Source organism: Streptomyces cupreus (assembly GCF_014257025.1).
Lineage (GTDB): Bacteria > Actinomycetota > Actinomycetes > Streptomycetales > Streptomycetaceae > Streptomyces > Streptomyces cupreus.
In genome coordinates this window covers 26,162-45,845 of record NZ_JACMSF010000010.1, presented here as the reverse complement: position 1 = coordinate 45,845, position 19,684 = coordinate 26,162, and the positions used below count along the sequence as shown (strand labels likewise).

At 71.7% G+C, this 19,684-nt stretch carries 17 protein-coding genes and 3 pseudogenes; 13 read left to right on the top strand and 7 right to left on the bottom strand.

The window, feature by feature from the left end:
- Positions 1–8 precede the first annotated feature (8 nt).
- On the bottom strand, positions 9–1,547 hold the full coding sequence (locus H4N64_RS11980) for an FAD-dependent oxidoreductase (protein ID WP_186282227.1): 1,539 nt from the start codon (positions 1,545–1,547) through the stop codon (positions 9–11).
- 97 nt (positions 1,548–1,644) lie between these two features.
- Between H4N64_RS11980 and H4N64_RS11975 the strand changes: the two are divergent.
- Positions 1,645–2,176 (top strand): annotated as a pseudogene (locus H4N64_RS11975) (ATP-binding cassette domain-containing protein); the annotation flags it as partial.
- Between the two features lie 23 nt (positions 2,177–2,199).
- Here H4N64_RS11975 and H4N64_RS11970 read toward each other — a convergent pair.
- The gene (locus tag H4N64_RS11970; protein ID WP_186282226.1) at positions 2,200–3,129 is read right to left on the bottom strand and encodes a hypothetical protein; all 930 of its coding nucleotides are present in this window, start codon (positions 3,127–3,129) and stop codon (positions 2,200–2,202) included.
- A 200-nt stretch (positions 3,130–3,329) separates the two neighbouring features.
- On the opposite strand from H4N64_RS11970, the pseudogene H4N64_RS11960 reads away from it, so the two are divergent.
- A pseudogene (locus tag H4N64_RS11960) lies at positions 3,330–3,569 on the top strand (ABC transporter permease); the annotation flags it as partial.
- A 31-nt stretch (positions 3,570–3,600) separates the two neighbouring features.
- Here the strand turns inward: H4N64_RS11960 and H4N64_RS11955 are convergent.
- Positions 3,601–4,167, bottom strand: coding sequence for a TetR/AcrR family transcriptional regulator (locus H4N64_RS11955; protein WP_186282225.1), 567 nt, complete (start codon positions 4,165–4,167; stop codon positions 3,601–3,603).
- 141 nt (positions 4,168–4,308) lie between these two features.
- Here H4N64_RS11955 and H4N64_RS11950 point away from each other — a divergent pair, with 141 nt between their 5' ends.
- Positions 4,309–5,166 (top strand): AAA family ATPase, encoded by an 858-nt coding sequence (locus H4N64_RS11950; RefSeq protein ID WP_186282224.1) that lies wholly within the window; start codon positions 4,309–4,311, stop codon positions 5,164–5,166.
- On the top strand, positions 5,163–6,521 hold the full coding sequence (locus tag H4N64_RS11945; RefSeq protein ID WP_186282223.1) for a VWA domain-containing protein: 1,359 nt from the start codon (positions 5,163–5,165) through the stop codon (positions 6,519–6,521). Before H4N64_RS11950 ends, H4N64_RS11945 begins: the two co-directional genes overlap by 4 nt.
- Here H4N64_RS11945 and H4N64_RS11940 read toward each other — a convergent pair whose 3' ends face one another.
- The gene (locus H4N64_RS11940) at positions 6,522–7,223 is read right to left on the bottom strand and encodes an SDR family oxidoreductase (RefSeq protein ID WP_186282222.1); all 702 of its coding nucleotides are present in this window, start codon (positions 7,221–7,223) and stop codon (positions 6,522–6,524) included.
- A gap of 214 nt (positions 7,224–7,437) precedes the next feature.
- Here H4N64_RS11940 and H4N64_RS11935 point away from each other — a divergent pair, with 214 nt between their 5' ends.
- Positions 7,438–8,412 carry an NAD(P)-dependent alcohol dehydrogenase gene (locus H4N64_RS11935; RefSeq protein WP_186282221.1) on the top strand — a complete coding sequence of 325 codons (975 nt, stop codon included), beginning with the start codon at positions 7,438–7,440 and terminating at the stop codon, positions 8,410–8,412.
- A gap of 24 nt (positions 8,413–8,436) precedes the next feature.
- On the opposite strand, the gene H4N64_RS11930 is transcribed toward H4N64_RS11935, so the two are convergent.
- The 3 genes from H4N64_RS11930 to H4N64_RS11920 all read right to left on the bottom strand — a co-directional run bounded on the left by H4N64_RS11930 (position 8,437) and on the right by H4N64_RS11920 (position 10,626).
- Positions 8,437–8,799 (bottom strand): cupin domain-containing protein, encoded by a 363-nt coding sequence (locus H4N64_RS11930; protein ID WP_186282220.1) that lies wholly within the window; start codon positions 8,797–8,799, stop codon positions 8,437–8,439.
- Between the two features lie 145 nt (positions 8,800–8,944).
- Entirely contained in the window at positions 8,945–9,913 is a 969-nt protein-coding gene (locus H4N64_RS11925) for a pyridoxal-phosphate dependent enzyme (protein WP_186282219.1), read from the bottom strand.
- Positions 9,910–10,626 (bottom strand): helix-turn-helix transcriptional regulator, encoded by a 717-nt coding sequence (locus tag H4N64_RS11920; protein ID WP_186282218.1) that lies wholly within the window; start codon positions 10,624–10,626, stop codon positions 9,910–9,912. Before H4N64_RS11920 ends, H4N64_RS11925 begins: the two co-directional genes overlap by 4 nt.
- A gap of 154 nt (positions 10,627–10,780) precedes the next feature.
- Between H4N64_RS11920 and H4N64_RS11915 the strand changes: the two genes are divergently transcribed.
- The 8 genes and pseudogenes from H4N64_RS11915 (at position 10,781) to H4N64_RS11885 (ending at position 19,671) form a co-directional block, all read left to right on the top strand.
- Positions 10,781–11,941: an MFS transporter gene (locus tag H4N64_RS11915; protein WP_336246693.1), complete on the top strand. Its 1,161-nt coding sequence runs from the start codon at positions 10,781–10,783 to the stop codon at positions 11,939–11,941.
- A 45-nt stretch (positions 11,942–11,986) separates the two neighbouring features.
- Positions 11,987–12,284, top strand: a pseudogene (locus H4N64_RS44975) (beta-galactosidase); the annotation flags it as partial.
- Complete coding sequence (locus H4N64_RS11910; RefSeq protein WP_186282217.1) at positions 12,281–14,626, top strand: beta-galactosidase; 2,346 nt, start codon at positions 12,281–12,283, stop codon at positions 14,624–14,626. The pseudogene H4N64_RS44975 and the gene H4N64_RS11910, both read left to right, overlap by 4 nt.
- Positions 14,627–14,711: 85 nt before the next feature.
- Positions 14,712–15,788 (top strand): LacI family DNA-binding transcriptional regulator, encoded by a 1,077-nt coding sequence (locus tag H4N64_RS11905; RefSeq protein WP_186282216.1) that lies wholly within the window; start codon positions 14,712–14,714, stop codon positions 15,786–15,788.
- A gap of 87 nt (positions 15,789–15,875) precedes the next feature.
- Complete coding sequence (locus H4N64_RS11900) at positions 15,876–16,586, top strand: FAD binding domain-containing protein (protein WP_186282215.1); 711 nt, start codon at positions 15,876–15,878, stop codon at positions 16,584–16,586.
- Positions 16,587–16,882: 296 nt separating this feature from the next.
- Complete coding sequence (locus tag H4N64_RS11895; RefSeq protein WP_186282214.1) at positions 16,883–18,325, top strand: Gfo/Idh/MocA family protein; 1,443 nt, start codon at positions 16,883–16,885, stop codon at positions 18,323–18,325.
- A gap of 45 nt (positions 18,326–18,370) precedes the next feature.
- A complete protein-coding gene (locus H4N64_RS11890; protein WP_186282213.1) occupies positions 18,371–18,799 on the top strand; it encodes a DUF5959 family protein in 429 nt (142 codons plus the stop codon).
- Positions 18,800–19,047: 248 nt separating this feature from the next.
- Positions 19,048–19,671 (top strand): LuxR C-terminal-related transcriptional regulator, encoded by a 624-nt coding sequence (locus tag H4N64_RS11885; protein WP_186282212.1) that lies wholly within the window; start codon positions 19,048–19,050, stop codon positions 19,669–19,671.
- Positions 19,672–19,684 lie beyond the last annotated feature (13 nt).

The window sequence follows — 19,684 nt, the reverse complement described above, 5'->3', positions numbered from 1 at the left end:
CCGTCGTCTCAGATGTCCCGTGGTTCGAGGGGCCGCACCGCCGGCCCCTGCACCACATGGCCGTCCGGGTCGAAGCGGGAGCCGTGGCACGGGCACTCCCATGTCCGTTCCGCGCGGTTGAACGCCACGAGGCAGCCCAGGTGCGTGCACTTCGCGGAGACGGCGTGCAGCTTCCCCTCCTCGTCGCGGTGGACGGCGCAGCGCTTCCCGGAGATGTGGACGACTGCGCCGTCGCCGGGGGCGATCTCTTCCACCGACGTGGTCGAGGGGCCCGGCAGATGCTGGAGCCGGTCGCCCACGAAGTGGCGTGCCACGTCGGTCTGATGCTTGAGGAAGTCCTTCCCCTCGCGCAGCACGGACGTCACGCGGCACGGGTCGTACAGGCCGCTCCACGCGTTCTCGCGGCCGGTGATCAGATCGCACAGGAGGCGGCCCGCCATGATCCCGCTCGCGAGTCCCCAGCCGCCGAAGCCGGTGGCCACATAGACGTGCCGGCTCGCCGGGTGCAGGGGGCCGACGAGCGGTACGGAGTCGGTGGGATCGTTGTCCTGCGCGGCCCACCGGTGGGTGAAGTCGAGGTCGCCGAAGCGCTCCTCCGCCCATCCGGACAGGGCCTCGAAGCGTGCCTCGACATCGCCGCCGGCGCCGGGGGTGAAGTGTTCTCCGGTGACGATGAGCAGGCGTCTGCCGGCCCCGTAGGGTGCGGTGCGGACGGAGCGGGTGTTCTGCTCGGGGGTGATGTACATGCCGGTCGGAGCGGCGGTCGCCTCGATGGGCGCCGTGACCACCAGTTCGCGGCGCGGCGAGAGGCGGGTGAACAGCAACGCCCGGTCGAAGATCGGATAGTGGGTGGCGACCACGACGGACCGAGCGGTCACCTTCACCCCGTCCTCGGTCGTCAGCACACAGGGTTCACTCTCGGAGAGCGCGACCACGCGCGTGTGCTCGTGCACGCGACCGCCCAGGCGGCGCAGGTCCTCGGCCAGGGCGAGGAGGTACTTGCGGGGATGGAACTGTGCCTGCTCCTCGACCCGGACCGCGCCCGCGACCGGGAACGGCAGATCCGTGTCGGTCACGTACCGCGCCGGCAGGCCCGCCTCCCGGGCCGCGGTGGCCTCGGCCCGCAGTTCGTCCGTACGGTCGCCGTCCTCGGTGTAGGTGCAGGCCGCCGTGTCCTCCCAGTCGCAGTCGACGCCGAGCGCGTCCGCTGTCTCGGCGGCGTGCCGGATCGCGTCCATCTGCGAGGCGGCGTACAGACGCGCCCCGTCCCGGCCGCGGGTGCGGCGGAGCCGGTCGTAGATCAGAGTGTGCTGGGCGCTCAGCTTGGCCGTGGTGTGCCCGGTGACGCCCATAGCGACCCGGTCCGCCTCCAGCAGGGCGACGCCCTGGCCCCGCCGGGCCAGCTCCCAGGCCGTGCAGAGCCCGGCGATGCCCGCACCCACGACGGCGACCTCGACGGTCAGGTCACCGTCCGGTGGGGGCGCGAGGTCGCCGGGCGGTGCCGTCTCGATCCAGTACGACGTGCGGGTGCGGGCCTGGTCGTCCATGGCGGCCGAGTTCCCCGGACCGGTTCGACCACACGACCTGCCGCTGGTCAGGCGAGCGCGGAGGTGGAGTCCGCCATTCGTCGGCGCTGGAGGGTGCCCCGGGCAGGGCCGACAGCGTGCGGACATGATCCGGATCGAGCAGGTCGGCAAGCGGTATCTCCCGCACCGCACGGTCCTCGACAACCCCGCGACCGTGCCGACGCCGGTCGGCTGGAAGCGGGCCAAGGCGCGGGCGCTGGCCACCGATCCGCCGGTGCTGCTGATGGACGAGCCCTTCGGGGCGTGGAACGCCCGGGGCGATGCTCGGGACGCCGGCGACGCCGTATATCGCGGAGTTCGTGGGCGCGGACCTTGGGCTGAAGCGAGGCGGACGATCTGAAGCAGCCGCCGACGGCACGGCTGGACGAGCCGGCGCCCGCGGTGGCGCAGATCTCGCGGCGGGCGGCGTCGTCGGCAATCACGCGCACCGGATCAATGCGTGGGTGCCGGTCGGGGCGCCCCTGAAGCAGGCGTTCGGGGTGATGCTCCAGCACGACGCCGGCTTTGGGTCGCCGTGCTGGAAGGGGCACGCTTCTTCGCTCGGCGTGGCGCGGGACCAGGTGCGGTTCGACTCGGTGGCGGACGCCTGAGGTTCCGTTCCGGCGCCAGCGCCTCAGGCGCCCTTCGGCTTACGGGTCGACTCGCGTCCCAGGATGCCGAACGCCCACCGCTCGTTGAAGCCGGCGACGAATCCTATGGCGCACCAGAATCCCCAGAACTCCGTACCCTTGGCGGCCGATCCGGGGCTCCCGGCGCCCGGGCAGATCTCAGCCGCGGTGGCCGGTACCTCGAAGACGGGCACGAGACCGCCGCTGAGCAGGAAGTACACCGCGAGCGCGAGGATCCACCCGACGAACACCCGGTACACGCCCTCGTGGCGCATGCTGCGGGCCATCTGGCCGGGCACGATCAGGCCGTCCCGGGCGCTGTTCTGGCGCTTCGTCAACTGCTCGGCGTTGCCCCGCAGTCGGACCAGCACACTGAGCACCGCGCCGAACGCGCCGACCCCGCCGCAGACGAACGCGCCCAGCAGATGCCAGCGGTTGGTGCAGTTGAGCGTCACCCCGAGGGCCTGGAGCAGTCCGACGCCCCACAGCAGCGGTACGACGAGCAGCACCAGGCTGGCGGCGGAGCCCAGCGTCAGACCGACGTTGAGGCCGCGGCTCACAGCGGTCGCGCTGTCCTGCGCGAGGCGTCCGCGCAGGTCGGCGATCTCCTCGTCGAGGTACTCGACCAGGTGGTCGTTCGGCTTGAGGTCCTCCAGCCGTGGATCGCTCAGCGCGTTGCCGAGGACACGCTGCACGGTGACGCGCGCCGCGACCCGGGTGTTGCGCTCGAAGGCGCGCTGCGAGGCGCCGTACAACAGCTGTAGCTGAAGCTGCTGTTCGGGATACAGGTCCCCGAACTTCACGTAGGCCGGGCCGAGTCCGGCCGGCACGATGTGGGTCAGTCCCTCGGGGCGCAGATCGGTGTCCGCCCCCTCGACCGACTCGCGTAGTCCCTGCCACCACGTGGTGTGGAGGCGTCCCCCGTCGACCGTCATGAAGTACCTCTACCCCCGCGGACGACGGTCGGGAAGTCGGCGCGCCGCACCAATACCGTGACGGCTGTCACGGGCGTGTCACTTCAGCAGGCCCTTGCCCTGGAGGTAGGTCCGGGCCACGTCGGTCGCCAACCGCCGTCGGTTGTCGACCTGTTGGTTGAGGGCGGCGAGGTCGGACACACGACACAGCCGGGCGGTCCGGTGTGGTGGGCGCCGAGGGGCTGATCCTGACGCTGACCGGTGTGGCGTTCGGCGCGGTGGCGGCGCCGGCGGGGGTCGTCCCGTTCACCGTGGTCCGCCCCGACGGGGTGCTGCCGGGCCGGTTCTACGGCATCGGGGCCGCGGTGGCCGCCGTCGCGGCGGCGACGCTGGGCGCGAGCCTGGTGACGGCGTGGCGGGTGCTGCGGACTCCGACGGTGGGGGCGGTCGCGGTGGCGTGACGGAGCGGGGGGCTGGGGGCGGTCGCCCTGGCTATTTCGTGCCGGACGCGTCGAGCAGGGCGGTGACCGTGGCGGTCGTCAGCCCGTCCAGCGTCTCGATCCCGGCGCCGGCGCGGGCGCTCGCCCCGTCGAAGACCAGCATCAGCTGGCGGGCGAGCAGCTCCGGGTCGCGTGCGCCGCCCTGCTCGGCCTGTTCACGGAAGAAGGCCTGGAGGCGCTCCTTCACCGTGCGGGCGACCGTGCTCGCCGGGTGCTCGGGGTCCTTCAGCTCGACCAGCGCGGCCAGAAAGGGGCAGCCGCGGTAGTCCGGCTCGACGGAGCCCTGCTCCAGCCGCTCGAAGAGGCCCAGGATCCGCTCGCGGGGTGTTGCGGCGTCCGTGACAGCGGGCACCAGCAGGGCCTCGTACGCCGGGATCCGGCGCTCCAGGCTCGCGGCCAGGACTTCGTCCTTGCTCGCGAAGAGCTGGTACATCGAGCGCTTGGAGACACCGGCGGAGCGGCACAGCGCCTCGACGCCGATGGAGACGCCGTCGCGGTAGAAGAGCTCGGCGGCCGCGTCGAGGAGCCGGTCCTTCGTGGACGCCTTGTCGGTAGCCATACGGCGAGGTTACCGCGCCGCGCACCCAGGCGGAAACCGATCGGTATCCTGTCCGCTTTTCACGTGACACAAGCACTGAACAAGCGCTTAGATAGGTGCGTATCGCCACCGTGCTGTATCGCCGCCGACCTGGAGGCCCCGTTGTTCACATCCGTCGACGACGTCGCCGCGCGACTGGCCGAGACCGGCTATCTCGCCTCGCCCGCGGTCGCCACGACCGTCTTCCTCGCCGACCGCCTCGGCAAGCCACTGCTGGTCGAGGGCCCTGCCGGGGTCGGCAAGACGGAGCTCGCCAAGGCCGTCGCCGAGGTCGCCGGGGCCCGGCTGGTCCGCCTGCAGTGCTACGAGGGCGTGGACGAGTCCCGCGCGCTGTACGAGTGGAACCACGCCAAGCAGTTGCTGCGCATCAGCGCGGGCCGCGACGAGACGTGGGACGAGACGCGCACCGACATCTTCAGCGAGGAGTTCCTGCTCCCCCGTCCGCTGCTCACGGCGATCCGCGGCGACGACCCGAAGGTGCTGCTGATCGACGAGACGGACAAGGCGGACGTCGAGGTGGAGGGTCTGCTGCTGGAGGTGCTGAGCGACTTCCAGGTGACGGTGCCCGAGCTCGGCACCGTCACTGCGACCCGCCGCCCCTTCGTCGTCCTCACCTCCAACGCCAGCCGCGAACTGTCCGAGGCACTGCGCCGCCGCTGCCTCTTCCTCCATATCGGCTTCCCCGACGAGGAGTTGGAGCGCCGGATCGTCCGGCTGAAGGTGCCGGGTCTGGACGAGGCGCTGGCCCGTTCGGTGGTACGGGTGGTGGGCGCGCTGCGCGCCATGGACCTGCGGAAGCTGCCGTCGGTCGCCGAAACCATCGACTGGGCGCGCACGCTGCTCGCGCTCGGCGCCGACTCCCTCGACGAGACCGTCGTACGGGACAGTCTCGGCGTACTTCTCAAGCACCAGGACGACGTCCTGAAGGCCACCGCCAAGCTCGACCTGGACGCCCTGTGACTGCTCCCGCCGGGGTCGCCGAGCGACTGACGACGCTGGTCGCGGCGCTGCGCGCGCACGGCATCCGGATCGGCACCGGCGAGACCGTGGACGCGGCGCAGGCGGTGGCGGCGCTCGGGCTCACGGACCGGGAGACTCTGCGCGAGGGCCTGGCGGCGACCTTGCTGCACGGTACGGCCCAACGGCCGGTGTTCGACCCGGTCTTCGACCTGTACTTCCCGCGCGGTGTCGGCGCGCCGGAGCAGGAGGCGGCCGGCCGGGAGGACCTGCGCGACCGGCTGGCGTCGGCGTTGGCCGCGAACGACCGGGCGATGATGGGCCGGTTGGCGGTGGAGGCGGTCGACGGCTTCGGCGGATACGGCTCCTCCCCCGCGTCGGACGGCTGGTCGTCGTACCAGACACTCGACCGCCTCCGCCCGCAGACGCTGCTCGCCCGGGTCCGCGACAACGTGCGTGCGCAGGGCGGCGGTTCGGGGTTCACCGACCGGCTGCTGGAGGACGAGATCCGGCGGCGCATCGAGGCGTTCCGGGGCCTGGTGGCCGCGGAGGCGCGGCGCCGGGTGGCGGAGCGGCGCGGCCGGGACGAGATCGCCCGGCGGGCGGTGGCGCCGAGCGCCGACCGCGTGGACTTCCTGTTCGCGGGAAAGGCCCAACTCGCCGAACTGCGCAGGGCGGTTCAGCCGCTCGCCCGCAAGCTCGCGACCCGGCTGGCGGCCCGCAGACGCCGGGCCGCGCGCGGATCGATCGATCTACGGCGGACCCTGCGCGGTTCGCTGTCGACGGGCGGGGTGCCGATGAAGCCGGTGCTGCGCAGACGGCGGCCCGTACGGCCCGAACTGGTGCTGCTGTGCGATGTGTCGGGCTCGGTGTCCGGCTTCTCGGACTTCACCATGCTGCTGGTGCAGGCGCTGCACGACCAGTTCAGCAAGGTACGGGTGTTCGCCTTCGTCAACCGCATCGACGAGGTGACCGGCCTGCTGGTGCACGGCAGGGCCGACCCGGAGGGGCTCGGCGCCCGCATCCAGGCGGAAGCCACGCTCACGGGCTGGCACGGCAGCAGCGACTACGGCATGGCGCTGGGCGAGTTCGCCGAGCGGTACGGCGCCGCGGTCGGCCCGCGCACCACGGTGTTCGTGCTCGGCGACGCGCGCACCAACATGAGCGACCCGAACCTCGCGGCCGTCCGGCAGATCGCCGAACGGGCGCGCCGCGTCTACTGGTTGAACCCCGAGCAGACCGCGAGCTGGGGCACCGGCGACTCCGCCGCGCCCGACTACGCCGAGCTGGTCGAGATGCACGAGTGCCGCAACGCCCGCCAGCTCAGCGACCTCGTGGCCCGGCTGCTGCCGGTGTGATCAGGCCGCGAGCTGCGGGTAGAGCGCCGCGAGGTCCGCGGACAGACCGGCCTTGACCTGCCGGGAGATGTCGTCGGCCAGCACCTCGTAGGCCCCGGCCTCGATGCCGTCGAGGGCCTGGGCGGCGACACTCTGGGGCGTGGACTTGGGCTCGTCGATGCCCGCCGTCAGGTCGGTGTCGACATAGCCGACATGCAGGCCGGTGACCTCGATGCCGCGCGGCTTCAGGTCCAGGCGCAGGGAGTTGGTCTGCGACCACAGGGCGGCCTTGGAGGCGCTGTAGGAGCCCGCGAGTCCGATCCAGGACAGCACGGAGTGGACGTTGAGGATGTGGCCGCCGCCGTTGCGCTCGATGACCGGGACGAGGGCACGGGTGACCAGGAGTGGTCCGTAGAAGTTCGTCTCGAACTCGCGGCGCACGTCCGCGACGGGCGAGTCCAGGAAGTTGGCGTTCACGCCGGCGCCCGCGTTGTTGATCAGCAGGGTGACGTCCTGGGCCTGGGCGGCGGCGGCCGCGACGGACGCCGGGTCGCCGACCTCCAGGGCCAGGGGTACGGCCTCGGGGTGGGTGACGGTGCGCGGGTCGCGGGCGGTGGCGTACACCTTCTTGGCGCCGCGCTCGTACAGGGCGGCGACCAGTGCCCGGCCGATCCCCCGGCTGCCGCCGGTGACCAGGGCGACGGAACCTTCGATGGTGGTCATGGGGCTCTCCCGACTCGCTCACGGCGATCTCGACAGCGATTTCAACAGCGATTTCAAAAGTGGAAACCGATCGGTTTCCACTCATGAACCTCACTGTAAACCGATCGGTTTCCTCAGGGCAAGCCGGGGTCGTGCCCCGGGACGAATCAGGGTTCGCCCCTGATGCCGGCCATCGACCGGATCCGTAGTCTCGAAAGCGGCGAAGGGGGAGATCATGAAGGCAGTGGTGCAGGACCGGTACGGGTCTGCGGACGTGCTGGAGTTCCGGGACATCGAGCGGCCGGTGCCGGGGCCCGGTGAGGTGCTGGTGCGGGTACACGCGGCGTCGGTCAACGCCTATGACTGGCATTTCATGCACGGCGACCCGAAGGCGGCGCGCGCGATGATGGGGCTGCGCGGGCCCAAGGCGCGGGTCAGGGGCCGGGACTTCGCGGGCCGTGTGGAGGCGGTGGGCAGCGGGGTCACGGACCTCGCACCCGGCGACGAGGTGTTCGGCGAGGCCGACGGCGCCTTCGCGGAGTATGTGTGCGCACCGGGCGACTCGGTGGGCCCGAAGCCGTCCAACCTCACCTTCGAGCAGGCCGCAGCGATACCCCTCGCCGGGAACACCGCACTGATCGGGGTGCGGGACGTGGGCGCGGTGCGGCCGGGGCAGAGCCTGGTGATCAACGGCGCCTCGGGCGGCGTCGGCACCTTCGCCGTGCAGCTCGGCAAGGTGTACGGCGCGGAGGTGACCGCGGTGTGCAGCGCGCGCAACGCGGACATGGCCCGCTCGCTCGGCGCGGACCATGTCATCGACTACGCACGCGAGGACTTCACCCGCGCGGGCCGGCGCTACGACGTGGTGCTGGACCTGGTCGGCAACCACTCACTGACGGCGTTCCGGCGCGCGATCACCCCGACCGGCGCCCTGGTGCTGTCCGGCGGCGGGGTGTACGAGGGCGGCAGCTTCGTCGGGCCCATGGGGCTGTTCTTCAAGCGACGTCTGACGGCGCCCTTCACGCGGCAACGGCTGCTCGAACTCCCCGCTCACCAGAGCAAGAAGAACCTCGCGGCCCTGAAGGAGCTGGCGGAGTCCGGGCGAATAGCGCCGGTCGTCGAGCGGACGTATCCCCTGAGCGAGGCGGCCGAGGCCATTCGGTACCTGGAGGTGGAGCACGCGCGCGCAAAGGTCGTCGTCACCGTGTGACGGGCCGGCGCGGGCCGGCCTGCGCTACTGCTGCTTCTTCGCGAACTCCCTCGCCGTCTGCCCCTGGAAGTCGCAGACCACGCACGGCTCCTCGCCCACAACCCAGGCGTCGTGTCCGGGCGAGACCACAAAGACGTCGCCGGGGCCGACCTCCCTCTCACCGCCGTCGTCCATATGGATGCGCATGCGGCCTCGGAGGACGTAGCCGTTGTGGTGCATCTGACAGGTGGCCGTGCCCGCGATCGGGGCCACGTCCTGGGTCCAGCGCCAGCCCGGCTCGAAGGTCGCCACGGCGAAGTCGAGCTCCGTCATGTGAACGGCTTCCATGTGACCGTGGGGGAAATCACGCCGCTCGTCCGGCTTTTCGAGCGTCTTCACTTCCAACATGACGAACTCCCTTCCGGCCGCGGTTCACCGCGACCGGGACCGGGCTCCCCGGCGGATCCGTGCACCGCCGTCGGCAGCCGGCCCCCTACCACTCCATCGTCCGCCCGTCCATCCGGAGCCGCCATTCGGGAACACTCGCTCAGATCTAGCCGCCGCAGAGCTCGGCGAACCGCTCGGCGTCGATGTTGCCGCCGGAGACGATCACTCCGACCCGGCGCGGCAGCGCACCGGCCCGGCCGGAGAGGAGGGCCGCCAGTGGGGTGGCGCCGCTCGGCTCGACGACGATCTTCAGACGCTCGAAGGCGAACCGCATCGCGTCCCGGATCTCGTCGTCGCTGACCAGGGCAATGGCGTCGACGAGCCGTCGGTTGACGGAGAAGGTGAGTTCGCCGGGGATGTGCAGGGCCTGGCCGTCGGCGATGGTCTTGGGCACCGGGATCTCGATGCGCCGCCCGGCTTCCAGGGACCGCTTGGTGTCGTCCCCGGCCTGGGGCTCGACGCCGATCAGCCGCAGGCCCGGGTACAGCCCCTTGGCCACCGTGCCGCTCCCCGCTATGAGTCCGCCGCCGCCGACCGGCGTCAGCAGTGCACCCAACTCGCCTACTTCTTCGAGGAGTTCGAGGGCTGCCGTGCCCTGTCCCGCCATCACATGGGGGTGTTCGTAGGGCGGGATGACGGTGAGGCCCCGCTCGGCGGCCAGGGCCTCGGCGATGGCGACGCGGTCGCCGGTGTAGCGGTCGTAGGTGACGATCTCGGCGCCGTAGCCCTCGGTCGCCTGCCGCTTGGAGGGCGGGGCGTCCTCGGGCATGACGATCACGGCGGTGGTGCCGAGCTCCCGGGCGGCGAGGGCGACGGCCTGGGCGTGGTTGCCGGAGGAGTAGGCGGCGATGCCCCGGGCGAGCTGTTCCGGCGTCAGCCGGGAGGCGGCGTTGTAGGCGCCGCGGAACTTGAAGGCGCCGACGCGCTGGAAGTTCTCGCACTTGAGGAAGACCTCGGCGCCGACGAGGTCGTCGAGGGTGCTGGAGCGCAGGACCGGCGTACGGTGGGCGACGCCCTTGAGGCGTACGGCGGCGTCGCGGACGTCGTCGAGGGTGAGGGGCGGGGTGCTGGTCACGCGGGTCCTCCATCGGGGTCGGAAGCCGAGCCGGTCGTGGCGCGTGCCTGGGCGAGGTAGTGGTAGGCGGAGGCGCGGGAGATGCCGAGCCGAGCGGCGACCTGTTCGACGGCGCGCCGCACGGCGAACACACCCCGTCCGTCCAGCCCGCGGAACAGCTCCAGGCGCCGGTCGCGGTCGAGCTCCGCCCAGCCGCGGTTCTGGCGGAGCTGATGGGCGTCGAGGATGGCGTCGACGACGGAGTCGATGTCGTTGCCGAAGGCGGTCACCGGCGCCTCGGCGCTGTCGCGGCCGATGCCGGCGAGGGCGCCGAGCAGGGCGTGGGCCTCGCCCACGGCGGTGACGTCCAGGTTGACGCAGAGGGCGCCGAAGACCTCGCCCGTGGAGTCCCGCAGCACCATGGTGGACGCCTTGACCAGCTTCCCGGTCCGGGTCCGGGTGACGTAGTTCAGGTCGTCGTCCGCCTCGGCGCCGCGGGCGACGATCCGCATGCCGATCTCGCTCATCGCCCCGCCGACGGTCCGTCCGGTCACCGAACCGGCCACCGCGACCACGGACTTCTCCGGCCGCCGGTAGTCGTGCAGGACCACCTCGCACAGCGGCCCGAAGGTCGCCACGAGCCCGTCCACGACCGGTGTCAGCGCCGCGATGATCGCGTCCCGCTCGCGTTCCAGGGCCGAGTCGGCCGCCGTCTCACGCTCCTGTCCACCCATGCTTCTAGACTACACGTCCAGATTCTGTACAGACAGTCCAGCTGATCCCCAACTCCGGGATTCCCCGCGGAAATCGCTTTCGGAGGGGTGTGCCGGGCGAGATGTTACCGGTAACATCAACAGCCGTCCCTCCCCGTGAACGAGAGGTCGTGCCGTGCTGCTGCGGGACAGACAGGTCTTCAGTCCGACCGCGGTGGTCGCCTCCTGCGCGGGGTTCGTGCTGCTCGGCGCCCTTCAGGCCCTGTACGGACCGGCCATCCCCGCCTTCCGCGAGGAGTTCGGACTGGGCCCGTCGGCCGCGGGGCTGGGGCTGAGCGCCCACTTCGTCGGCGGCGTGGCCGGGGTGCTGCTCTTCGACCGCGCCTTCGGGCGGATCGGCAACCGGCGGATCCTCGGGGCCTCGTATCTGCTCATGGCCGTAGGGGCGGCCGGGTTCGCGCTGGCGCCGAGCTGGCCGGTGGCCCTCGTCATGGCGCTGCTGGCCGGTCTGGGGTTCGGCGGCGTCGACTACGGCCTCAACCAGCTCTTCGCCGTCGGCTTCGGCCACCGCTCGACGGCCATGCTCAACATCCTCAACGCCCACTTCGGCATCGGCGCGATCCTCGGCCCGGCGCTGATCGGCCTGGTCGGCGCCGGGCACTACCCGGCGGTGTTCCTGGTCTTCGCCCTGGCCAACCTGCCGTTGCTGCTGTGCCTGAGGGGCGTAAGCGACGAGGTGCCTCCGTCGGCGGAGGAGGAGCCCCGGGGCCAGGTCCTGGGCCGCAGCCTGGGCTCCGTACTCGCCGTGTTCATCGCCCTGTACGTGCTGCACGTCGGTATCGAGGCGGGCGTGGGCGGCTGGGAGCCCACCCACCTCCAGACCGTCGGCTACGGCGCCGGCCTCGCCGCCACCGCCACCTCCGCCTACTGGCTGATGATGACGGTCGGCCGTTTCCTGGTCGCCCCGCTCGCCCTGCGTTTCACGCCCCAGACCATCATCACGGTGTCCTGCGCGGGCATGACGGTGTGTCTGCTGCTCGCCGCGATCCCCGGGCCGGCCCCGTACGCCTACGCCGGAGTCGGTCTGTTCATCGCGCCGATCTTCCCCACCGGCCTGCCCTGGCTGAACCGTTCGGCCCCGCGAGCCCGCAGGGCGGGAGCCGTCGTCATCGCCGCCTCGATGGCCGGCGGCGTGGTGGCGGGCCCGGCGCTGGGCAAGGCCATCGAGTGGTCCGGGGTCCGCACGGTCCCCCTGCTCCTCGGCGCCGTCTCGGCGCTCTGCCTGACGGCGACGCTCTGGCTGGTCCGCGCCACCCGGGCCACCCGGTCGCGCTGACCGTTCTCAAAGACTGAGCGGGAGTGAGACCTGTTGCCGGAACCCATGCCCTTCGCTCCGGAAGCCGCCGCCGAAACCGCCTTCCACCACGGCACGTTCGAGGTGGCGCCCCCTGCCGACGCCTTCCTGTCCCTGCCCGGCCGGGTCAAGGACCAGGCGTGGGTCGACCGGCTTCCACCTCGGCCGCTATGGCAACCCCGGCCCCCAGCGCACCCTGTACGTCCCCGCCCCGCTGCTGCGCCCCGGCGCCAACGACCTCGTCCCGCTGGCGCCGCACGCCAGCACCGGCACCCGTGCCCATCTCACCGACACCCCCGACCTCGGCCCGGAGAAGCACTCATGACACACCGCCTGCGCGTCCCCGCGCCCACCACTCCCCCGCTGACCGGCCATCTGCCCTTCGCCGACGCGCGGGGCGTGGCCGACCCGATCGAGGTGACCAGCCGCTGGTTCACCCGCGGCGGCCGCCCCTGGTTCCCGGTCTCCGGCGAGTTCCACTACTCCCGTTACCCGTCGGTGAGTTGGGAGGAGGAACTGCTGAAGATGAAGGCGGGCGGGGTCACCGCCGTCGCCAGTTACGTCATCTGGATCCACCACGAGGAGACCGAGGGCCGGGTCCGCTTCGACGGCGACCGGGATCTGCGCCGCTTCGCCGAGCTCTGTGCCCGGCACGGCCTGGACTTCATCCCGCGCATCGGCCCTTGGTGCCACGCCGAGGTGCGCAACGGAGGACTGCCCGACTGGCTGCTGGCCCGCGACTGCACGCCCCGCACCGACGACCCCGCCTATCTGGAGCCCGTGCGAGCCTGGTTCGGGGCCGTCGCGGAGCAACTGCGCGGCCTGGACCGGGCGCACGGCGGTCCGATCGTCGCGATCCAGATCGAGAACGAGCTCTACGACCAGCCCGGCCACCTCCTCACCCTCAAGCGCATGGCCGAGGACGCCGGACTGAGCGCGCCCCTGTGGACGTCGACTGCCTGGGGCGGCGTCCAACTCCCGCCCGATGAGCTGCTTCCGCTGTACGGCGGCTATCCGGAGACCTTCTGGACGGAGTGGGACGGCGGCTGGCCCGACACCTGCCGCAAGCACTTCTTCTTCACCGACCAACGCGACGACGAGGGCATCGGCGCGGACCTGCGACCGGTCACCGTCCGCGGTGGCGAACCGGCACCGACGGACCGATTCCCTTGGGCCACCTGCGAGTTGGGCGGCGGGATGGCGGTGGCGTACCACCGGCGGCCACGGGTCGAGGCGGCGGACATCGGCGCGCTGGGCCTGACGAAGATCGGCTGCGGCTCGGTCTGGCAGGGCTACTACATGTTCCACGGCGGCACCAACCCGCCCGGCGCCCTCCAGGAGTCCCACGCCACCGGCTATCCCAACGACCTGCCCCTGCTGACGTACGACTTCCAGGCGCCGCTCGGCGAGTACGGACAGTACCGGCCCTCGTACCACGAACTGCGCCTTCAGCACCTGATGCTGGCGGACTTCGGGCACTTCATCGCGCCCATGGCGGCGGTGCTGCCCGAGCGGCAGCCCACGGGCCAGGACGACCGGGACACCCTGCGCTGGTCGGTCCGCAGCGACGGCGGATCGGGCTTCCTGTTCGTCAACAACCATCAGCCGCACGAACCGTTGCCGGATCACGGGGATACGGCGTTCTCCATCGAACTCCCTGCGCTTGAGGGGACTTTGAACCTCCCCACCGCTCCCGTGACGATCCCCAGCGGCGCCTGCTTCTGCTGGCCGCTCCGCCTCGACGTGGCCGGTCTGCGGCTGGAGTGGGCCACCGCTCAGCCGGTGTGCACGATCCAGGACGAGGGACGTACGGTCCTGGTGCTGGCCGCCACCGACGGCATCGCCCCCGAACTCGCCCTGGACGGGGGCACGGTGATGTCCGTCGACACACCGTCCGGGGAGGTCACCCACGTCGACGGCCGGGTTCTGGTGACCGGTCTGCGCCCGGGTACGGACGCGCTGGTGGAGGTCGGCACGGCGGCCGGTGGACGGGTCGGTGTGCTGGTCCTCGACGCGACGACGGCCCGCGGTGTGTATCGGGGCGAGGTCTGGGGCGCCGAGCGCCTGGTGCTCTGCGCCGACGGGATCGTCTTCGACCGGGGCGACATCCGCGTGCACAGCCCGGCGGCCGGGCCGTCCTTCGCCGTACTGCCCGCGCCCGAGCGGGACCCGGTGGTGGACGGTGCGGCACTGACCGGGGCGGCGGACGGGGTGTTCACCCGCTACACACTGGACGCCACCGCCGCCGTGGGGGACGTACACCTCACACAGGTGCGTCCCGCCGGGCCTGCGCCCGAACCGGTGACGGGTGTCCAGGGCCGGGCGAGCGCGCCCGCGGACAAGCACTTCGAGGAGGTGGCCGCCGAGTACCGCGTCGCGGTGCCGGACGGCCTGCCGACCGGGACCGTGCTGCGGCTGACCTGGACGGGAGACATGGGGCGGGCGTACGTGGGCGACCGGCTTGTCGCGGATCAGTTCTTCTCGGGGCGGGTGTGGGACATCGGCATCGACCGGCTTCCGGCCGGGGAGCTACGGCTGCGGGTGCTGCCGTTGCACCCGGACGCGCCGGTGTATCTGCCGGGGCGGGCGGGGGTGGACGCACGGACGGCCGCCGTGACGCGGGCCGAGTGGGTGACCACGCGGTCCTGGACGGTGCGGACGGGCTGAGTGGCCCGCTCGGCGGTGATGCCTATGCTGTGGTCCCGACCGGGCGGGACCGGACCGCCGTGCCGACGCCGAGGAAACAGCGACCATGAGCCCAAGCCCCGCCAGTTCCTCCGTACCCAAGGGGCGCGCCAAACGGAACTTCGCCGGTACGCGCCCGGTGATGGGTGACGTGGCCCGGCTGGCGGGGGTCTCCAAGCAGACCGTCTCCCGGGTGCTCAACGAGCATCCGTCGGTGCGGGCGGAGACGCGGGAGGCGGTGGTCGAGGCGATGCGGACCCTCGGCTACCGGCCCAGTCGCAGTGCCCGGTCGCTGGCCAGCGGACGGACCCGGATGCTCGGTGTGATCTCCTTCGACGCCGCCCGCTACGGCCCCGCCTCCATCCTCACCGCGATCAACACCGCGGCGCAGGAGGCCGGTTACCTGGTCAGCTCGATCGCCCTGGACACGGCCGACCACGACACGGTGACCGAGGCGGTGGACCGGCTGTCGGCGGAGGGCGCGGACGGCGTGATCGCCATCGCCCCGCAGGCCTGGGTGGGCAAGGCGCTGGCGGACACCCATCTGGACACGCCGTTGGTGGTGCTGGAGACCGGGCCCGAGGCCGACACGCTGATGGTCACCGGCGACTCCCGCACCGGCGCCCGCCTCGCCACCGAGCATCTGCTGGGCCTCGGACACGCCACCGTCTGGCACATCGCGGGCCCGGCCGGCTGGAGTTCCGCCGACCGGCGCCGCGACAGCTGGCAGGTGTGTCTGCGGGAGCACGGCGCCGAGATCCCCGAACCGCTGGTCGGTGACTGGAGCGCGGACTCGGGCTACGACCTGGGCAGAGCGCTCGCCGGGCGCCCCGATGTCACGGCGGTCTTCGCCTCCAACGACCAGATGGCCCTCGGCCTGCTGCACGCCCTGCACGAGTCCGGACGCTCGGTCCCCGGCGAGGTCAGCGTGGTCGGCTACGACGACATCCCCGAGGCCGCGCATCTGCTGCCGCCGCTGACGACGGTCCGTACCGACTTCGCGGAGATCGGCACGCGGTCGCTGCGGCTGCTGCTGGACCGTATCGACGGCCACGAAGGGCCGCCGCGGGTCGAGTCGTTGGTGCCGGTGGAGCTGGTGGTGCGCCGTAGCACTGCGCGCGGCCTCAGGGGGCGCGCAGGATGACACCGTGAACCCTGCATGCGCCCCCTGCCGCGTGGGGAGAATGCGATACGCGTTTGAACGGGACCCATCGCGAAAGCAGGCCGCTCCGTGTTGTTGCATCTGCCCACATCCGTGTCCGAGGTTCAGCAGCACATAGCCGAGGGGGCGCTGCCGATTGGCGGGGCGACGCTCGTCTGGGCGACCTTCCAGCGCGACGGCTTCCCCGACCGGGCCATGTCCCTGCGCAACCTGCCGGAGGCGAACGTCCTCGGGCCCGAGACCCTGGGCTCGGCGGTGGTGCTGCAACGGATCGACGACCGGGTGCCGGAGGTGCTGCGCCGCGCGGCCGGCTCGATCGGCACCGGCGCCGTGCGCCGCGCGGCCACGGTCGGCGGCAACATCGTGGGCAGTACGCTGCGTTGCCTGCTCCCCGCCGCCCTCGTCCTGGACGCCCGCGCGACGGTCCTGGACGCGGCGGGCGTCTACGAGACCGACCTGACCGAACTCCTGGCCAAGCGCCCCCTCCTCCTCGGCGTCAACTGGCGTACTCCACTGGTCAGCGGCTATCTGAAGCAGGAGGGCGACCCCGGCGGCCCGCCCCCCTTCGTGGTCGCCACCGCCGTACACGCCGAACCCGACGGCACCAAGCGCCTGCGCCTCGCGGTCCGCGACGGCTACGAGTTCCTGACCGCGACCACGCCGTACGACACCGATGTCGACACGGTCCTGCACACCGTGGAGAACACGGACATCGGCGCGCTTCCCGCGGACGCGCGGGAGTTGGTCCACGGCCGGATCAGGGACATCCTCGCGCGCTGACAGCCACGCGACAGGCCGAACACGCCCAGCCCACAGGCCCCGTTCGCCGATCGCCCAACACCGCAGGTCGCCCTGCGTGTTGCGTGACCGGCGACGGGGCCCTTCGCGTCGTGGGCGGCAGCCGGTGTCCAACCACGGCCAAGCGGCGGCGAACTTGGGCCAGTTGAAGCCCGCTTGCTCGTTTCTGCTCGTAACACCTTCTTTTCAAGCACCTATTGACACGCGGCGCTCGCGTGGACAAAGTCATGCGGCAGCACGAGCAGCCGGCCGCCACGCATTAGGGAGCGATCCGCGCCATGCATGAAAACCCTGCTGTCTCACGCCGTACTCTCATGGGCGGGGCCCTGGCCTCCGGTGCCGTGGTCGCCGGACTCGGCACCAAGGCCTCCGCCGCCCCCGACTCCCCCGCAGCCCCGACCGCCGAGGGCACTCCGTCGCGGCGCCCGGGTCAGAAGTCGATGATCGACGTGCCGTTCCACGACTGTCCGACGGTCCGCGTCGGCATGATCGGTCTCGGGAACCGGGGGCATGGCATGTCCTCGGGCTGGGCCGCGGTCCCGGGCTGCACGGTGACGGCCGTGTGCGACATCCGTGCCGACCGCGCCAGACGCACCGCCGACCGGCTCGTCGCCGAGGGCCGTCCCCGCCCGGCCGAGTACGGCGGTTCCGCCGACGCCTACGCCCGCATGCTGCGGCGCGACGACATCGACCTCGTCTACATCGCGACCCCTTGGGAGTTCCACTACGAGCAGGGCCGCGCCGCCCTGCTCGCCGGCAAGCACGCCCTGGTCGAACTGCCCATCGCCACCGAGCTGGACGAGCTGTGGGACCTCGTCGACACCAGCGAGCGCACCCGCCGCCATCTGATCCTCTCCGAGAACTGCTCCTACGGCCGCAACGAGCTGGCGATGCTGAAGATGGCTCACGACGGCCTGTTCGGCGATGTGACCAACGGCCACGGCGGCTATCTGCACGACCTGCGCGAGCTGCTGTTCTCGGACACCTACTACACCGACGCCTGGCGGCGGTTGTGGCACACCCGCAGCACCGCGTCCTTCTACCCCATGCACGGACTGGCCCCGATCGCGGCGGCGATGGACATCAACCGCGGCGACCGCATGACAACGCTGCGGGCCACGGCCACCGAGCCCCGGGGCCTCGCCGACTACCGCGAGCGCTTCATCCCCAAGTCCCACCCGAGTTGGAAGGAGACGTACATCAACGGTGACCTCGTCACCTGTCTGATCGACACCGCCGAGGGCCGCGTGATCCGCGCCGAGCACGATGTCAGCTCGCCGCGCCCGTACAGCCGTATCAACTCACTCGCCGGCAGCCGCGGCATCTTCGAGGACTACGCGGGCGTCATGTCCGCGGGCGGTGGCCGCGTCTACCTCGAACCGGACCACAGCGGCCACACCTGGCGGGCGTTCGACGCCTACCGCAAGGAGTTCGACCACTGGTTGTGGCTGAAGATCGGCGACGACGCGGCCAACAACGGCGGCCACGGCGGAATGGACTACGTCCTGCAGTGGCGCACCGTGCAGCAGATGCGCGCGGGCCTGGTCCCGGACATGGACGTCTACGACGGCGCGGTGTGGTGCTCCCCGATCCCGCTGAGCGTCAAGTCCCTCGCGGCGGGCGGCCGTCCGGTCGCGGTGCCCGACTTCACCCGCGGCTCCTGGGTCAACCACCGCACGGGCCTGGACTCACGCCCGAGCGAGATGCCACCGGTGGTCTGACCGGCGGCTATTCTTCGGCCAGACGAGTGAACGGGGAGGGCACCGGTGACTGACGGACCGATCGATCTGATGCGCCTGGAGGGCGACGGCAACAGCGTCGTCCTGCGGATCACCGGGACGGAAGGCCAGGGCTCCGCCGGGAGCGAGGTCCTGACCGGTGCCTTCATCGTCGAGACCCCCTTCGTGAAGGGCGCTCTCCGGATCTGGGTCTTCCCCCAGGACCTGCGGGAGTGGCAGGAGTCGCTGGACGCGCTCGACGCGGGGCGGGACGTCGCGTGGCGCGAGTTCTCGCGGGGGCCCTCGATGTTCGTCGAGCGCGACGTGGAGGAGGAGCGGGCGCGCGTCACGGTCAAGGACACGTCGATGTCCCTGACGTCGGTCACGGTGACCGTGCCGATGGACGACTCCTGGTTCGACGACGCCTATGAACGGCTGGACCTGATCTGGAAGACCTGGCCCTCGGCCGAGGCCTGAGCCGGCGCACGCCGCCCGGCTCCGTCGCCGGTACGAACACGGCCCGTACCCCGTATGAGGACTGCGGCCGAGCAGGCGGCCACCAGGGCACCACCCCGACTGAATACCGCAGCCGCTTCGCCAGGGCACGACCACCGCCGACCCGCCGCCGAGACGCCTCGGGGTGCCGGACAACCCAGGAGGAACGAAACTGGAGGTGTGAGGCCTGCCCGGGCGCGGGCGCCCGGCCCCGTCGGAGTGAGGCGCCCATGAGTGCGGACGTAAGACGTGTCGCCGTGGTCGGCGACTGCCCGTTACTGCGCAACGGCATGGCCCATGTCGTCGAGGACGCCGACGGCCTCGCGCTCGCCCTCACCACCCGGTCGGCCCACGAGGCCGCGGCCGAACTCGCACGGGATGACATCGCGCTCGTGGACCTCCAGCTGCCAGCCGCGTGTCTCGCGGAAGTGGTGGCACAACTCACCGCCCGAGGCATTCGTGTCATCGTCTTCTCCTCCGGCCCGGGCAACCACGCCGTCCCCGCAATGCGCGCCGGCGCCCGCGGCTGTCTCAGCCGGCAGGCCGACGAACACGAGCTGCTGGCCGCGATCCGGCTCGTCGCCGACGGCTGCTCCTACATCTCCGCGGATCTCGCCGTGCGCCCGGAGACCAAGCCGTCCTGCCATGTCACCGATCGTGAGCGCCAGATCCTGGAGCTGATCGCGCACGGCGAGACCGATCACGACATCGCCGTCCGGCTGGGCATCAGCGAGCACACCGTGCACTCCCACCTGGACCGGCTCCGCGACAAGATCGGCTCCCGGCGACGGGCCGACCTGACGCGCTTCGCCATCACGCACGACATCATCCCGGCGGGCTCCTGGCAGGGGTAGCGTTACCCCTGCC

Excerpts from the sequence above, each read along its gene's own strand:
- H4N64_RS11920 (WP_186282218.1), bottom strand. The coding sequence starts at position 10,626 with ATGGGTGGACAGGAGCGTGAGACGGCGGCCGACTCGGCCCTGGAACGC.
- H4N64_RS11885 (WP_186282212.1), top strand. The coding sequence starts at position 19,048 with ATGAGTGCGGACGTAAGACGTGTCGCCGTGGTCGGCGACTGCCCGTTA.
- H4N64_RS11935 (WP_186282221.1), top strand. The coding sequence starts at position 7,438 with ATGAAGGCAGTGGTGCAGGACCGGTACGGGTCTGCGGACGTGCTGGAG.
- H4N64_RS11905 (WP_186282216.1), top strand. The coding sequence starts at position 14,712 with ATGAGCCCAAGCCCCGCCAGTTCCTCCGTACCCAAGGGGCGCGCCAAA.
- H4N64_RS11895 (WP_186282214.1), top strand. The coding sequence starts at position 16,883 with ATGCATGAAAACCCTGCTGTCTCACGCCGTACTCTCATGGGCGGGGCC.
- H4N64_RS11970 (WP_186282226.1), bottom strand. The coding sequence starts at position 3,129 with ATGACGGTCGACGGGGGACGCCTCCACACCACGTGGTGGCAGGGACTA.
- H4N64_RS11930 (WP_186282220.1), bottom strand. The coding sequence starts at position 8,799 with ATGTTGGAAGTGAAGACGCTCGAAAAGCCGGACGAGCGGCGTGATTTC.
- H4N64_RS11910 (WP_186282217.1), top strand. The coding sequence starts at position 12,281 with ATGACACACCGCCTGCGCGTCCCCGCGCCCACCACTCCCCCGCTGACC.
- H4N64_RS11940 (WP_186282222.1), bottom strand. The coding sequence starts at position 7,223 with ATGACCACCATCGAAGGTTCCGTCGCCCTGGTCACCGGCGGCAGCCGG.
- H4N64_RS11980 (WP_186282227.1), bottom strand. The coding sequence starts at position 1,547 with ATGGACGACCAGGCCCGCACCCGCACGTCGTACTGGATCGAGACGGCA.
- H4N64_RS11955 (WP_186282225.1), bottom strand. The coding sequence starts at position 4,167 with ATGGCTACCGACAAGGCGTCCACGAAGGACCGGCTCCTCGACGCGGCC.